The organism is Streptococcus sinensis, from assembly GCF_000767835.1.
GTDB classification, from domain to species: Bacteria; Bacillota; Bacilli; order Lactobacillales; family Streptococcaceae; genus Streptococcus; species Streptococcus sinensis.
This window is the reverse complement of sequence record NZ_JPEN01000078.1, coordinates 1-12,824: the sequence shown is the minus strand read 5'-3', so window position 1 is coordinate 12,824 and position 12,824 is coordinate 1. Positions and strand designations below refer to the sequence as shown.

Genomic DNA, 12,824 nt, shown 5'->3' with positions numbered 1-12,824 from the left:
AAAAGATATGAGTAAATTAACATATAAATCATATTCATGGGATAAAGACTTTGAAATCAAAGGATATTTTTCTGATAATAAATCAAAGGTAGTTAGCTCTGAAGCAAATAGTGGTATTTTGACATACTCACCTAATGAGATTGTATTAGAAATTTTCGGGGAATTTCCAAATGATGAGGCTATATCTATTAATTTTGGTAATCCTGTTGATAAAATATATGGATTTGATTCCTCAGGTAATCTATTAATTTTGGAATCTTATGGCAGTCCGTATGGGACAGATAGTAGTTCGGGATTCCCAATGAAAAAATATAGGATAAAGAATTTTAAAATTTTTGAAATAAATTATCAATGGCTTCCAAATAAGAATAATTTCAAAGAGTTGATAGTTGAATTGATTGACGAATTGGAAGATACCAAAGTCCAGTATTATCAATTCTCTTTTGATCATTTAGAAGATTGGATTGGCAAATCAATTATAAGCGCGGAACGTGATTTCGAACAGCAAAATTTTAATATTGCTGTAAATATTTCTGAATATAAATCTACAGAAATTTTGATAAAATCAGAAAATTTAAAGTTTGAAGATGTAGCGAGCTATACTTTTTCATATGACGCATTAAGCTTAGAACAATTTTATAAAATTCGTTTATCCTCTGCTAAAAATGAAAAGGTCTCTTTGCAGAAATGCTATGAGGCTTCGAGAAGAATTAAGGAATTAGTCGAGATATTGTCTGAAAAGCCTTTGTCTTTTCTAACCATTGAATTTCTATGTAAAAAACGTCAGGATAACAACTGGCCTATAATTAAAGGGAAGTATTTTGTACAACATTCAAGGAAAAACATTAAATGGGATAAGCATAAACTACACAAAATTTCATTGAATAAACTAGATGATAATTTTGAAGTTATTATAAACAATTGGTTCGATAAAAGTGAGCAATTAGAATTTATTGTTCGAAGTTTTACAGCCAATTTGCATGGTGCTCCCTATCTTGAAGATAGTTTTATTGATTCTATTCGTAACTTAGAAGTCTATGCTAGGAATTTTCGAGGTGAACAACGAGCTGATGTTTCTAAAGAAGAAGAAATAAATAAACAAAGAGTGTTTGATTTTATTAATAACAATGTTGATGAGTGTTTTAAAAAAATCTTTAGAAATAGGTTGAAATATCAAAGACAAGATAATGACTTAAGAAAGAAATTGCTAGATTTATTTACAAATGCTTTAGGTAAAATAGAGAACAGCAAGTTTTCTGAGGATTCCATCTCGAGTATTGTTGAAAAGTTGTATGATAGTCGTAACTACTATACCCATGGAGACGAGAAATCAAAATATAAAAATCTAGTAACAGATTTTAAGGAAATGTATGAACTTCTTGAATTATGTCAAGAAGTATTACGTTTATACATATTTCAAGAACTTGGATTAGAATATGACAAGGAGTAATAGTAACATGGAAACATGGCAGGAATTAACGATTGAAGTGAAGCGTGAGGCGGAGGAAGCGGCCTCGAATATTCTGATTGAGCTGGGCAGTCAGGGTGTGGCTATCGATGACAGCGCAGACTATCTGGGACAGGTTGATCAGTATGGTGAGCTTTTTCCGGAAGTTGAACAGAGCGAGCGGGTCAAGATTACAGGCTATTATCCAGCTTCGGTGGATATAGAAGCTATTGCAGCCCAGGCCAATGAGCGACTGGCTGAGCTGGATGGCTTTGGCTTGGAGACGGGAGATATTCAGCTAACTCGGCAGGAACTGGCTGAGGAAGACTGGGCGGACAACTGGAAGAAATACTTTGAGCCGGCTCGGATCACCCATGACTTGACCATTGTGCCGTCATGGACAGACTATGAGGCGACAGCTGGTGAGAAGATCATCAAGCTGGACCCAGGCATGGCCTTTGGTACGGGTACTCACCCAACGACCAAGATGAGCCTTTTTGCGCTGGAGCAGGTCTTGCGGGGCGGAGAAACTGTGCTGGACGTAGGCACAGGCAGTGGCGTCCTCTCTATTGCCAGCTCTCTCTTAGGCGCTAAGGACATCTACGCTTATGATTTAGACGAGGTGGCGGTGCGCATGGCTCAGGAAAATATTGAGCTCAACACTGGTATGGAGAATATTCATGTGGCGCCGGGGGATCTTCTCCGAGGCGTAGAAATCGAGGCGGATGTCATTGTTGCCAACATCTTGGCCAATATTCTCATCCATCTGACAGAGGATGCCTACCGTCTAGTCAAAGATGAGGGCTATCTGATTATGAGTGGGATTATTTCTGAGAAGTGGGAAATGGTGCGCGAGTCAGCGGAAGCGGCAGGATTTTTTCTGGAAACGCATATGATTCAGGGCGAATGGAATGCCTGTGTCTTTAAGAAAACGCAGGACATTTCAGGCGTGATAGGTGGTTAGATGCAGCAGTATTTTATACAAGGTAAACCTCAGTCTCCTCTGGTGGTCACGGATAAGGACACGGCCAAACATATGTTTTCAGTCATGCGGCTCAAAGAGGGCGACCAAGTCACGCTGGTTTTTGATGACGGTGTGAAACGGCTGGCTCGGGTATTGGATCCCAGTCAGCAGAGCTTGGAAATCTTGGAGGAGCTAGCAGACAATACCGAGCTGCCGGTCCAAGTGACCATTGCTTCAGGCTTTCCTAAGGGTGATAAATTAGAATTTATCACTCAGAAGGCAACAGAGCTGGGGGCGAGTGCTATCTGGGCTTTCCCAGCGGACTGGTCGGTGGCGAAGTGGGATGGCAAAAAACTGGCTAAAAAGAGTGAAAAACTGGAAAAAATTGCTCAGGGAGCAGCAGAGCAGAGCAAGCGCAATCTGATTCCTGAGATTCGGCTCTTTGATAAAAAGGCAGATTTTCTAGCGGCCTTGGCAGACTTTGACCGCATCATCGTGGCCTATGAAGAATCAGCCAAAGAGGGAGAAACTGCAGCTCTAGTCCGAGCTCTGTCGGGCTTGGAATCCGGCGCAAAAGTACTCTTTATCTTTGGACCGGAGGGCGGTCTGTCGCCAGATGAAATAGCAGCCTTTGGCCAAGCAGGGGCTGTCTCCGCTGGTCTGGGTCCACGTATCCTGCGGGCTGAAACCGCTCCGCTTTATGCCTTGACCGCAGTCAGTGTTTTATTGGAATTGAGCAATGACAGTCTTTAAAAAGCAAAAACAGCAGCCAAAATGGCTGCTAATTTTTTAATTATTATTGTCTTTCCCGTTTTTTGAAGGCGAAGATTCCTGCAAGTCCGATCATGACAAGTCCCAAGATTCCGAGCGAGGATGTCTTTTCTCCGGTTGCTGGGAGACTTTCTGCTCCTGCTTGTCTGTGAGAAGCTTGCTTGTTTGTGCTTGGATCAGCTGCGGTCAAGACAGGGAAGTCTACTCTGCTATGCTGCAGGTTGGCTGCTTCGACTGCGATAGTCGGACGGCTTGGCTGCTCGATAGGTACCGGTTCAGTTTTCGGTGCGACATAAACAAATTTGTATTCGCCGAATCCTTCTTGGGCTGACGCTGCTAGATAGACGATGTCTCCGTCTGTACCAATCAAGTTCTTGGCCTTGTCAGCTGTCAGGAAGCGCAGGTCTAGCCCCTTGATAGTGTCAGCAAAATGCCAGTTTCTATCGGCACTTGGATTGATGTTTTTGACAGCCAAGATATAGTTGATGATGGCCTGACGGTTTTCCAGATTGAGCAGACGGTTGAGGCTGGCTTCTCGAACACCTGGGAACTTACCGTTAGCTCGATAGTTATTGGTCACGACGATAAATTCTTGCTTAGGGTCAATCTCCTTGCCTTGATACTTCAAATTGCGAACCCGACTGGCATTTTCGTTAACGACTTTGCCTTCGCGGTCGTATTTGTTAGGCTGGGTGATGTCAAACTCATAGGTGATACCATCAATAATATCGAAGTTATAAGTTCGGTAGTTGGTATTGATGAGATTTTGTGGTTGGTCGCTTGTTGGGTCGATAGTATTGAATTGGCCAGCTGACATTTCCAACCATTCTTTGAGCTGGGCACCGTTGACCTTGAGGATAGCTGTGACATTGTCGTAGAGATAGAGGTCGGCTACGTTCTTGATGGCAATAGGGCCAGCTGGAATGTCTGTGTAGGCCGTTGCATCCCCACGAGTTCCTGCCTTGAAAGGCGCTGCTGCAGACAGGAGAGGAAGATTGGCTTCAGGTGTGCCCGCTAGTTCTTTCTTAGCATACCAAAGCTGGGCATTGTTGACAATCTGAACGGATGGATCATCTTTGACCAGAGCAAAGTAGCTGGTAATAGGTGCAGTTGTGGTACCGACTTGCTGGCGGACGTACTTGACTGTTCCTTCATGAGATTCTTTGGCAATGTTAACGACGCGCTTGTCTGCTACATTAGACTTGGTATCCACCTTGCGGATGGAGCCCTTGCTGTCAGTGACCTTCCATTTACCGTCGGTGTAAGTCAGCTTGAGGTCGATGACGCCTAGATGGTCGCCGTACTTTCCGGCCATAGTCACTGGTGTGCCATTGATTTTACCGTTGACCCCATCTACACCAGGGTATTTTTCGTAGAAGCCGCTTCCGTTTCCGCTTGGAAATTCTGCGTGGGAGTGGCCGGTTACAACAGCATCCACACCTGGCAGACTGGCGATTTGATAGCCTTCATTTTCCTCGCCTTTTTCATACTTATCATCTCCGATACCAGAGTGAGAAAGTACCAAAGTGATGTCTGCACCAGCCTTGCGCATCTCAGGAATAATATCTCGAATAGCCTCAACAGAGTCGCGAACGACCACTTTTCCTTCTAGGTTTGCCTTATCCCAGTTGAGGATTTGCGGCGGTACAATCCCGGTTACACCAATCTTGACAGTCGTCAAGCGGCCCTGCGTATCCGTAAAGGTCTTTTCGATGATTTTGTAAGGTTGATAGATGAATTTACCGGTTGCGGGATCCAGCACATTGGCATTGACAAGTGGCATACCAGCTGTCTCGATCACGCGGTTCAGATAGTCCAGACCATAGTTGAACTCATGGTTCCCCAGCGTACCGGCTTCAAAGCCCAGAGCCTGCAGGGCAGCGTACATAGGATGCTGCTCACCCTTCTTCACAGGATCCACAATGGCTTTGTAGGTTCCTAGCGGCGTTCCTTGGATGGTGTCGCCATTGTCCACTAATAGGACGTTTGGATTTTCTTTCTTGGCTTTCTCGATTAGCACGGCTGTCTTAGCCAGTCCCAAGCTCTCTACTGGCTTGTCCTGATAGTAGTCGTAGTTGACCAGATTGGTATGGAGGTCGGTCGTTGCTAGGATACGAACATCAACAGTCTGTCCCTCAACGGGCTTAGTGTCCTCAGTAGCTGCGACGTTGCGAGCCATGGCCATCAGAGTATCAGTATTTCCACTAGCATTTTCAGGGGAAATAGCAGAGCTAGGTCCCGTGCTCTCTGATGTCATAGCAGCTTCAGTAGGATTTGCTGCAGTCGTTGCTTTTGTTTCCGCTGCGCTGCTATCTGCCGTGCTGCTTGCTATAGCAGGATCGGCAGTGACTGCTGGGGTGGGCTGATCAGCCTGAACTGCATTTGCAGCAGCTGCAAGAGCCGCTGTGCTCAAAAGCACAAGGGCTTTTTGAAGAGATGATTTTGACATAATAACTCCTTTTTAAAAATGAATGTCGGATTTCCATTATACTACATCGAAGCGCTTTCATCAATTGATAAATCTTAACACACAATTTAATGTTTATTGCAGAAAGAAGTGATTTTAAGAATCTGGTCCCCTAATCTTGAATTCTGAGACGCTTCTCATACCTATTTGATTGCTACTAATCTCGGTACTGTCAGGGCTGGTCTGGAAGTAGGACTTTTATGATATACTATAAGGGAATTAAAGTTAGTTGTTTTATTGAATATCATAAATAAGGAGAAGGTTATGAAAAAACGCACTTTTCTCACAATGTTACTTGTAGGAGGACTGATAATGATGGGATTGGCAGGATGCGGAGAAAATAAGAACAGCCGAGAATGGATTGAAAACAAGGTTTCTGAGGTCAGTCGCGTCTATCCGACTGAGAATCTATATGATTTGTTTAAGCAATTTCCAGAAGGGTTTGAAGTCTATCAAGTATATATGAATGATAAAGTTAGCATAAAAATATATTTAACCGGAAATAGTCAGTTCAAAACGATAACTGGTAAATTAATTCGAAAAGATTTGAAGTCAGAAAACAAGACAGATATTATTGATGTTAATTACATAGAACAGAAATTTATTTTTTCAGATGAAGAAAGAGCAAAAGAAATTTGGGAATTGAATGGTTTTCTGTTTCAAGAATTAACGATTAATAAAAGTATTTTATCTGAGTTTACATTAGAGAGTCAGAGTTATGACAGTGTGACTAATGGTTTTGACATATCTTATAGTGTGAGTAATCCAATAATAAACAAATTTTTTAGAAAGAGTAGTTCTAAAAATAGTACATTAGAATTTGGAAGTTCTTTACAGAATAATGATTATTACTACTATTCTGTAGTTATAGATTATAAATATGGTTATTACTTTAGAGAAACGGTGTCTAATGGAGAGTTGAATAATGGTGAGTAGTGGGATTCCAACTTTAGATGCAGCGAATATGACGTATGAATTTGAAAATGTTCGAGTTCATCAGTCTGACATTGAAGATAATGCTAAAAATAAATTTCTTAGGGAAGTTAATAAATTGAAGTCTATCCCTCCTAACCTCCAATACCTAGACGATCCCTGTACCTATTTTATTATGGTAAATCTCGATGTTATATAGGATAGCGTGGCAGTGCTGGTTTTATGATATACTATAAGGGAATTAAGGTTAGTTGTTTTATTGAATATCATAAATAAGGAGAAGGTCATGAACAAACGCACTTTTCTCACAATGTTACTTGTAGGAGGACTGATAATGATGGGCTTGGCAGGATGCGGAGAAAATAAGAACAGCCGAGAATGGATTGAGAATAAGGTTTCTGAGGTCAGTCGCGTCTATCCGACTGAGAATCTATTTGATTTATTTAAGCAATTTCCGGAAGGGTTTGAGATTGAGCAGGTCTATTTTAAAAAGAAGAGTGATGGAATCGATGATTTCATCACGGAAATTAAGCTGAAGGGTGATGCAACATCGCATACAATAGTGGGTACCCTTGCTAAAATTCCAGCAACTGATGATGCGCCAAAAAGTGAAAATGTGGTCGTAAGTGTTCATTATGCGGATAACAAGTTTACTTTTTCTGATGAAGAGACCGCTAGGAAAATATGGAAGTTTGACAGATTTTTATTTCAAAAGTTAACTATAAACAAAGCTGAATTATCTAATTTTAGATTAAAAGAAAAATCGTATAACAGTGTAACAAATGGTTTTAGCATATCTTATCTTACAGAAAATAAAATAGTTAATAATTATTTTGATAAAAAAGATTCTGAGAAAAGCATACTTGAGATTGGAAGTTCTCTACAAAATGAAGGTTATTACTACTACTCAATTTTAATAGATTATAAAGATGGCTATTACTTTAGAGAAACGGTGTCAAATGCGGGGGTATATAATGGCCAATAGTGGGATTCCAACTTTAGATGCTTCTAATCTGACTTATGAATTTGAAAATGTTCGAGTTCATCAGTCTGATATTGAAGATAATGCTAAAAATAAACTTTTTAGGGAAGTTAATAAATTGAAGTCTCTCCCTCCTAATCTTGAATATTTAGATGATTTTCGTGACGGTTTGACTGGTACAAGCGGTACAGCTTTCCTAGATAAGGATAGCGGAGAGGTTATTATTGCTTACACGGGAACCAATCCTAATGCGGATTTTGTAACAGATGTCATGGTAGATGTTACTAGTATTTTAATGCCTTATGGCTATCATTATGATGAAGCTTTTAAATTTTACGAAAGAATCTGACAGAAATATGGGGACAATATCACCTTAACAGGGCATTCTTTAGGGGGTAATATTGCTCAGAGGGTAGCTTTGGAATTTAACGCTCCGCGTACAGTGGTATATAACTCAGCCCCTCTCTATGTAGAGGGAGTGATTCGAATGAAGGATAGAGCCATAGACTATCTGATTCCGTTGGATTCTGCTCGCGAGAAGATTCTGAACAAATATGCGGACTTTACAGGTCAAGTCATTCGTATTACAACAGAAAAAGATCCTCTTAACATATGGTCCGATAGACTTGGAGGTGTCTATCTAGGCAAAGAGTATATACTTGATAATTCTGGCGGACACAGCCTTGACCCGGATATTACAGGTGATAAGAATCAAATTAATCAAATCAAGGATATTTTGGAAAAACAGAGTCCAGAGAGGATGACTGGGCTTGAAAAGAAGCACTATAAGACCTTGAAGAAATTGCAGGGAGTAAAAGACGGTCTCCTCAAGCAATTGACCGGTCAGTTTTTATCAGATGGCAGTATTAACAGTCATGAGATGTTTTTCTTGGATAGCGTCCAGACAACGGCTGTTGCGGCAGCTCTGACAGAGGCTGTCAGCAATGGGCACAGCGAGATTGAGGCGGTTGCGAAAAAAGCAGTGACAGATGCTGAAGAACTCTATGACAAAAGCAAGGAAATTCCTTGGTTTGTTACAGAATTGACCTATGATGAGGTGCAGGAGGCCTATGCAGAGGCTGGAGTAACTTATGATAGCATTGTAGGAAAGACTCAGCGACATTTTGATAAAGCGGTAAACAAATCGGCCGCTATTGTAACGGCGTTTACAGACTTAGAGGGTAGTATCCGAAATGGTATTAATCAGGCAGTGGCAGCAGACGAAAGTTTGGCGGGAGATATTAGCCAATGGACAACATAGATGAAATTCAAGCTAAAATTAGAAAACAAGAAGAAGAACTCTGGGACTTGGAGGATGATTATAAGGCTGCCAAGAAAGAAATAGAAGAAACATATTGGAAACTAGAAGATAACAAGCGTCATCTGACTAGACTTTATGAAGAGTTTGAGGAGGCTACTTATCACTTTAGCCGACAAGATTACGTGGATAAGGAAGAGTGTCGTAAGTTTATTAATCTGTTAAATACTTATGCGAGTGAGACGGATAGAGAATATCGTCGTCAATGTGCAAAAATAGAAGAAAAAGATGAAAAACTGACAAATCAGTATCGGAAAGATCGCAAGCAGCTGGAAGACGAATTAGAAAAGAGTTACCAGCTGAGAAGGAAATTGGATGAGGAAGAAGGAGGAAATAAATGAGTATAGCAGATGTTGTCTCAGATGCATTGTGCAGCCCCTTTACCGAAGTAGCACGAAGACAAATCAAAAAATCATTGGAAAGAGAAGCTATTAAAGCCTTCTGCGCACCACCGATAAAAGCAAGTCGAAAAGATATTGTAGAGAAGTATGATGAGGAGATTGGTATCTTGGCCATGACAAACAAGACAGCTGTGCTCAATCTATCCAACCAAATGGACAGCTCGATTAACGGCTTGGGTCAAAAAGCAATCAGTGAAGCAATTAGCAAAAACAGCAACACTTTCGATGATTTGAATCCAGAAGAGAAAAAGTAGACTGATATGATGTTAGTTTGCTTTTTTATATAGAGCAAATTTCTTAATTTTTCTTGTTTTATTCGGCTGATAAATGGTATAATATAAGTGAATCCTAAGGCAGGCTAGAAAGGGAAAAAACGGAAACAAAACAGCCGCCTGAAGGGACCGGATGCATATGTTTACTGGGTAAGGAGAGGAGGTTTATCATGTCTTTGTCTACCTTATTTGAAGTATTAGTAGCTATTTTAGGTGTGGTATCCATCGGTTATCTCATCTATGCCTATTTTGAATTTTTGAAGGATATGGTTCAGACCGAAATAAACCATCGCCTTCATCACAACCCGCCGCTTTAGAGGCGGGTTGTTTGCGTCTTTTAGCATCCTTTTAAATTCTCTGCACTTTCTGTATTTTCATATTGATGTAAAAGTGATAAAATAGTAGGCAAGAAATCGGAGAGAATGCGCATGCCAAAAGAAATAAATTTAACGGGGGATCAGGTCGTTTCCCTCACAAGAAAATATTTAACTGCAAAAGATGTGGCTTTTGTACAAAAGGCATTGGTCTATGCCATAGATCGCCATAGCGGGCAAACTCGCCAGTCGCAAGAACCTTACATTGTGCATCCTATCCAGGTGGCGGGCATTTTAGCTAAGCTTAAGCTGGATGCTGTCTCGGTTGCCTGTGGTTTTTTGCACGATGTGGTTGAAGATACTTCGGCAACGCTGGATGATTTGGAGCAGGAATTTGGGCATGATGTGCGCGTGATTGTGGACGGAGTGACCAAGCTGGGGAAGGTGAAATATAAGTCCCATGCGGAACAGTTGGCGGAAAATCATCGCAAAATGCTCATGGCTATGTCTGAGGATATCCGTGTTATTTTGGTCAAACTAGCCGACCGTCTGCATAATATGCGGACTCTTCATCATTTGCGGCCAGACAAGCAAGAGCGAATTTCGCGGGAAACCATGGAAATCTATGCTCCTCTGGCTCATCGTTTGGGGATTTCCAGTGTCAAATGGGAACTGGAAGATTTATCCTTCCGTTACCTTAATCCGACGGAGTTTTATAAAATTTCCCACATGATGAAGGAAAAACGGCGAGAGCGGGAAGCTCTGGTGGAGGAAGTTGTCCACAAGATCGAAACCTACGCAGGTGAGCGCAATCTGCATGGTAAGATTTACGGCCGTCCCAAGCATATTTATTCCATTTATCGCAAAATGCAGGATAAGAAGAAGCGTTTTGATGAGATCTATGATTTGATTGCCATTCGCTGTATTTTGGAAACTCACAGTGATGTTTATGCCATGTTGGGCTATATCCATGAGCTCTGGAAACCAATGCCGGGGCGTTTCAAGGATTATATTGCCAATCGTAAGGCTAACGGCTATCAGTCTATCCATACGACGGTCTATGGGCCTAAAGGACCAATTGAATTTCAGATTCGGACCAAGGAAATGCACGAAGTGGCGGAGTATGGGGTCGCAGCCCATTGGGCTTATAAGAAAGGGATAAAAGGTCAGGTTAACAGCAAAGAGTCGGCCATCGGAATGAATTGGATCAAAGAATTGATGGAGCTCCAAGACCAGTCGGGAGATGCTCAGGAATTTGTCGATTCGGTCAAGGAAAGCTATTTGACAGAAGAGATTTATGTCTTTACGCCGAATGGCGAGGTGCGCTGTCTGCCCAAAGATTCTGGTCCGATTGACTTTGCTTATGAGATTCATACCAAGGTTGGGGAGAGGGCGACAGGAGCCAAGGTTAACGGCCGCATGGTGCCCCTGAATACCAAGCTGAAAACAGGGGATCAGGTGGAAATTGTCACCAATGCTAACTCCTTTGGGCCTAGCCGTGACTGGCTCAATATTGTCAAGACCAGCAAGGCTAGAAATAAAATCCGTCAATTCTTTAAAAATCAAGATAAGGAATTATCTATCTCCAAAGGGCGGGAGCTCTTGCAGGCTCAATTTCAGGAGCAGGGCTATGTTGCGAATAAGTACATGGACAAGAAGCACATGGAGGAAGTCCTGCAAAAAACCAGCTATAAAACTGAAGAAGCGCTTTTTGCAGCGATTGGCTTCGGTGAGATTGGTGCTATCAGCATTTTCAACCGTCTGACGGAAAAAGAGCGCCGTGAGGAAGAGCGGGCCAAGGCCAGAGCAGAAGCTGAGGAATTGGTCAAGGGCGGTGAGGTTAAGGTCGAAAACAAAAAAGACACCCTCAAGGTCAAGCATGAAGGTGGCGTAGTGATTCAAGGGGCATCCGGTCTCCTGATTCGGATCGCCAAATGCTGTAACCCCGTGCCTGGTGACGACATTGTTGGTTACATTACCAAAGGCCGTGGTGTAGCTATTCACCGAGAAGATTGTATGAATCTCAAAGCTCAGGAAAATTACGAGCAGCGCTTGATTGAGGTGGAGTGGGAAGACAACAACACGACCAAAGAATACACAGCCCATATTGATATTTACGGTCTCAATCGTTCTGGACTCCTCAACGATGTGCTGCAGGTTCTGTCGAATACCACTAAAAATATCTCAACAGTTAATGCCCAGCCAACCAAGGACATGAAATTTGCCAATATCCATGTTTCCTTTGGCATTGCCAATCTGTCCACGTTGACGACAGTAGTGGACAAGATTAAGAGTGTACCGGAAGTGTATTCTGTTAAGCGGACCAATGGCTAAGGTATGGGAATAATAGAGTAGATGCTAGTTATTAAATAAAGGAAAAGATATGAAAATCGTCATTCAGCGCGTGAAACGTGCGCAGGTCAGCATTGACCAACAGCTGCATAGCAGGATTGAACAGGGACTCCTGCTCTTAGTCGGAGTGGGTCCTGACGATAGTCAGGAGGATATGGATTATGCTGTCCGCAAGATTGTCAATATGCGAATTTTTTCTGATGCTGAGGGAAAGATGAACCTGTCCATTCAAGATATTGGTGGAGAGATTTTATCTATCTCCCAGTTCACCCTGCACGCAGATACGAGAAAGGGCAATCGGCCAGCCTTTATCAAGGCCGCACCACCAGAGATGGCTAGCAATTTTTATGATGCCTTCAATCTCGCCCTGCAGCAGGAAGTTCCGACCCGAACGGGCATTTTTGGCGCAGACATGCAGGTGGAGCTGGTGAATGATGGACCGGTGACCATTATCCTAGATACTAAGAATCGATGACATATAGCTCTTTATCACTTATAGTGGGTGACAAATGTTAGCATTGAGAGAGAACGCAGGTTCTCTTTTTTTGGCTCTTTTCTACCATTTGTCAAGTCTGTCAAGGCTTTAAGTGAAAAATGAGATAA

The 12,824-nt window shown here is 42.1% G+C and carries 11 protein-coding genes and 1 pseudogene; 11 read left to right on the top strand and 1 reads right to left on the bottom strand.

Annotated features, from left to right (window positions below; translation table 11 throughout):
• Positions 1 to 7 precede the first annotated feature (7 nt).
• The 3 genes from SSIN_RS07075 to SSIN_RS07065 are packed head-to-tail and all read left to right on the top strand — an operon-like array spanning position 8 to position 3,164.
• A complete protein-coding gene (locus SSIN_RS07075) occupies positions 8 to 1,450 on the top strand; it encodes an ApeA N-terminal domain 1-containing protein (RefSeq protein WP_037617343.1) in 1,443 nt (480 codons plus the stop codon).
• Positions 1,451 to 1,457: 7 nt separating this feature from the next.
• Positions 1,458 to 2,411, top strand: a complete 954-nt coding sequence (gene prmA, locus SSIN_RS07070; RefSeq protein WP_037617341.1) for a 50S ribosomal protein L11 methyltransferase — start codon at positions 1,458 to 1,460, stop codon at positions 2,409 to 2,411.
• Positions 2,412 to 3,164: a 16S rRNA (uracil(1498)-N(3))-methyltransferase gene (locus SSIN_RS07065; protein WP_037617339.1), complete on the top strand. Its 753-nt coding sequence runs from the start codon at positions 2,412 to 2,414 to the stop codon at positions 3,162 to 3,164.
• Between the two features lie 43 nt (positions 3,165 to 3,207).
• Here SSIN_RS07065 and SSIN_RS07060 read toward each other — a convergent pair whose 3' ends face one another.
• On the bottom strand, positions 3,208 to 5,631 hold the full coding sequence (locus tag SSIN_RS07060) for a bifunctional 2',3'-cyclic-nucleotide 2'-phosphodiesterase/3'-nucleotidase (RefSeq protein ID WP_037617337.1): 2,424 nt from the start codon (positions 5,629 to 5,631) through the stop codon (positions 3,208 to 3,210).
• 282 nt (positions 5,632 to 5,913) lie between these two features.
• Between SSIN_RS07060 and SSIN_RS07055 the strand changes: the two genes are divergently transcribed.
• The 8 genes and pseudogenes from SSIN_RS07055 (at position 5,914) to dtd (ending at position 12,696) form a co-directional block, all read left to right on the top strand.
• Complete coding sequence (locus SSIN_RS07055; protein WP_037617335.1) at positions 5,914 to 6,585, top strand: hypothetical protein; 672 nt, start codon at positions 5,914 to 5,916, stop codon at positions 6,583 to 6,585.
• Between the two features lie 283 nt (positions 6,586 to 6,868).
• Positions 6,869 to 7,567: a hypothetical protein gene (locus tag SSIN_RS07045; RefSeq protein WP_037617331.1), complete on the top strand. Its 699-nt coding sequence runs from the start codon at positions 6,869 to 6,871 to the stop codon at positions 7,565 to 7,567.
• Positions 7,557 to 8,825, top strand: a pseudogene (locus SSIN_RS07040) (Tle-like phospholipase domain-containing protein). Before SSIN_RS07045 ends, SSIN_RS07040 begins: the two are co-directional and overlap by 11 nt.
• On the top strand, positions 8,813 to 9,223 hold the full coding sequence (locus SSIN_RS07035) for a hypothetical protein (RefSeq protein WP_037617329.1): 411 nt from the start codon (positions 8,813 to 8,815) through the stop codon (positions 9,221 to 9,223). The pseudogene SSIN_RS07040 and the gene SSIN_RS07035 overlap by 13 nt, the downstream one beginning before the upstream one ends.
• The gene (locus SSIN_RS07030) at positions 9,220 to 9,537 is read left to right on the top strand and encodes a hypothetical protein (RefSeq protein ID WP_037617328.1); all 318 of its coding nucleotides are present in this window, start codon (positions 9,220 to 9,222) and stop codon (positions 9,535 to 9,537) included. Before SSIN_RS07035 ends, SSIN_RS07030 begins: the two co-directional genes overlap by 4 nt.
• A 188-nt stretch (positions 9,538 to 9,725) precedes the next feature.
• On the top strand, positions 9,726 to 9,872 hold the full coding sequence (locus tag SSIN_RS10715; protein ID WP_167332870.1) for a hypothetical protein: 147 nt from the start codon (positions 9,726 to 9,728) through the stop codon (positions 9,870 to 9,872).
• Between the two features lie 111 nt (positions 9,873 to 9,983).
• On the top strand, positions 9,984 to 12,203 hold the full coding sequence (locus tag SSIN_RS07025) for a RelA/SpoT family protein (RefSeq protein ID WP_037617326.1): 2,220 nt from the start codon (positions 9,984 to 9,986) through the stop codon (positions 12,201 to 12,203).
• Between the two features lie 49 nt (positions 12,204 to 12,252).
• The gene (gene dtd / locus SSIN_RS07020) at positions 12,253 to 12,696 is read left to right on the top strand and encodes a D-aminoacyl-tRNA deacylase (protein WP_037617324.1); all 444 of its coding nucleotides are present in this window, start codon (positions 12,253 to 12,255) and stop codon (positions 12,694 to 12,696) included.
• The last annotated feature ends 128 nt before the right edge of the window (positions 12,697 to 12,824 follow it).

Excerpts from the sequence above, each read along its gene's own strand:
- SSIN_RS07045 (WP_037617331.1), top strand. The coding sequence starts at position 6,869 with ATGAACAAACGCACTTTTCTCACAATGTTACTTGTAGGAGGACTGATA.
- dtd (WP_037617324.1), top strand. The coding sequence starts at position 12,253 with ATGAAAATCGTCATTCAGCGCGTGAAACGTGCGCAGGTCAGCATTGAC.
- SSIN_RS07025 (WP_037617326.1), top strand. The coding sequence starts at position 9,984 with ATGCCAAAAGAAATAAATTTAACGGGGGATCAGGTCGTTTCCCTCACA.
- SSIN_RS07030 (WP_037617328.1), top strand. The coding sequence starts at position 9,220 with ATGAGTATAGCAGATGTTGTCTCAGATGCATTGTGCAGCCCCTTTACC.
- SSIN_RS07065 (WP_037617339.1), top strand. The coding sequence starts at position 2,412 with ATGCAGCAGTATTTTATACAAGGTAAACCTCAGTCTCCTCTGGTGGTC.
- SSIN_RS07060 (WP_037617337.1), bottom strand. The coding sequence starts at position 5,631 with ATGTCAAAATCATCTCTTCAAAAAGCCCTTGTGCTTTTGAGCACAGCG.
- SSIN_RS07075 (WP_037617343.1), top strand. The coding sequence starts at position 8 with ATGAGTAAATTAACATATAAATCATATTCATGGGATAAAGACTTTGAA.
- prmA (WP_037617341.1), top strand. The coding sequence starts at position 1,458 with ATGGAAACATGGCAGGAATTAACGATTGAAGTGAAGCGTGAGGCGGAG.
- SSIN_RS10715 (WP_167332870.1), top strand. The coding sequence starts at position 9,726 with ATGTCTTTGTCTACCTTATTTGAAGTATTAGTAGCTATTTTAGGTGTG.
- SSIN_RS07035 (WP_037617329.1), top strand. The coding sequence starts at position 8,813 with ATGGACAACATAGATGAAATTCAAGCTAAAATTAGAAAACAAGAAGAA.
- SSIN_RS07055 (WP_037617335.1), top strand. The coding sequence starts at position 5,914 with ATGAAAAAACGCACTTTTCTCACAATGTTACTTGTAGGAGGACTGATA.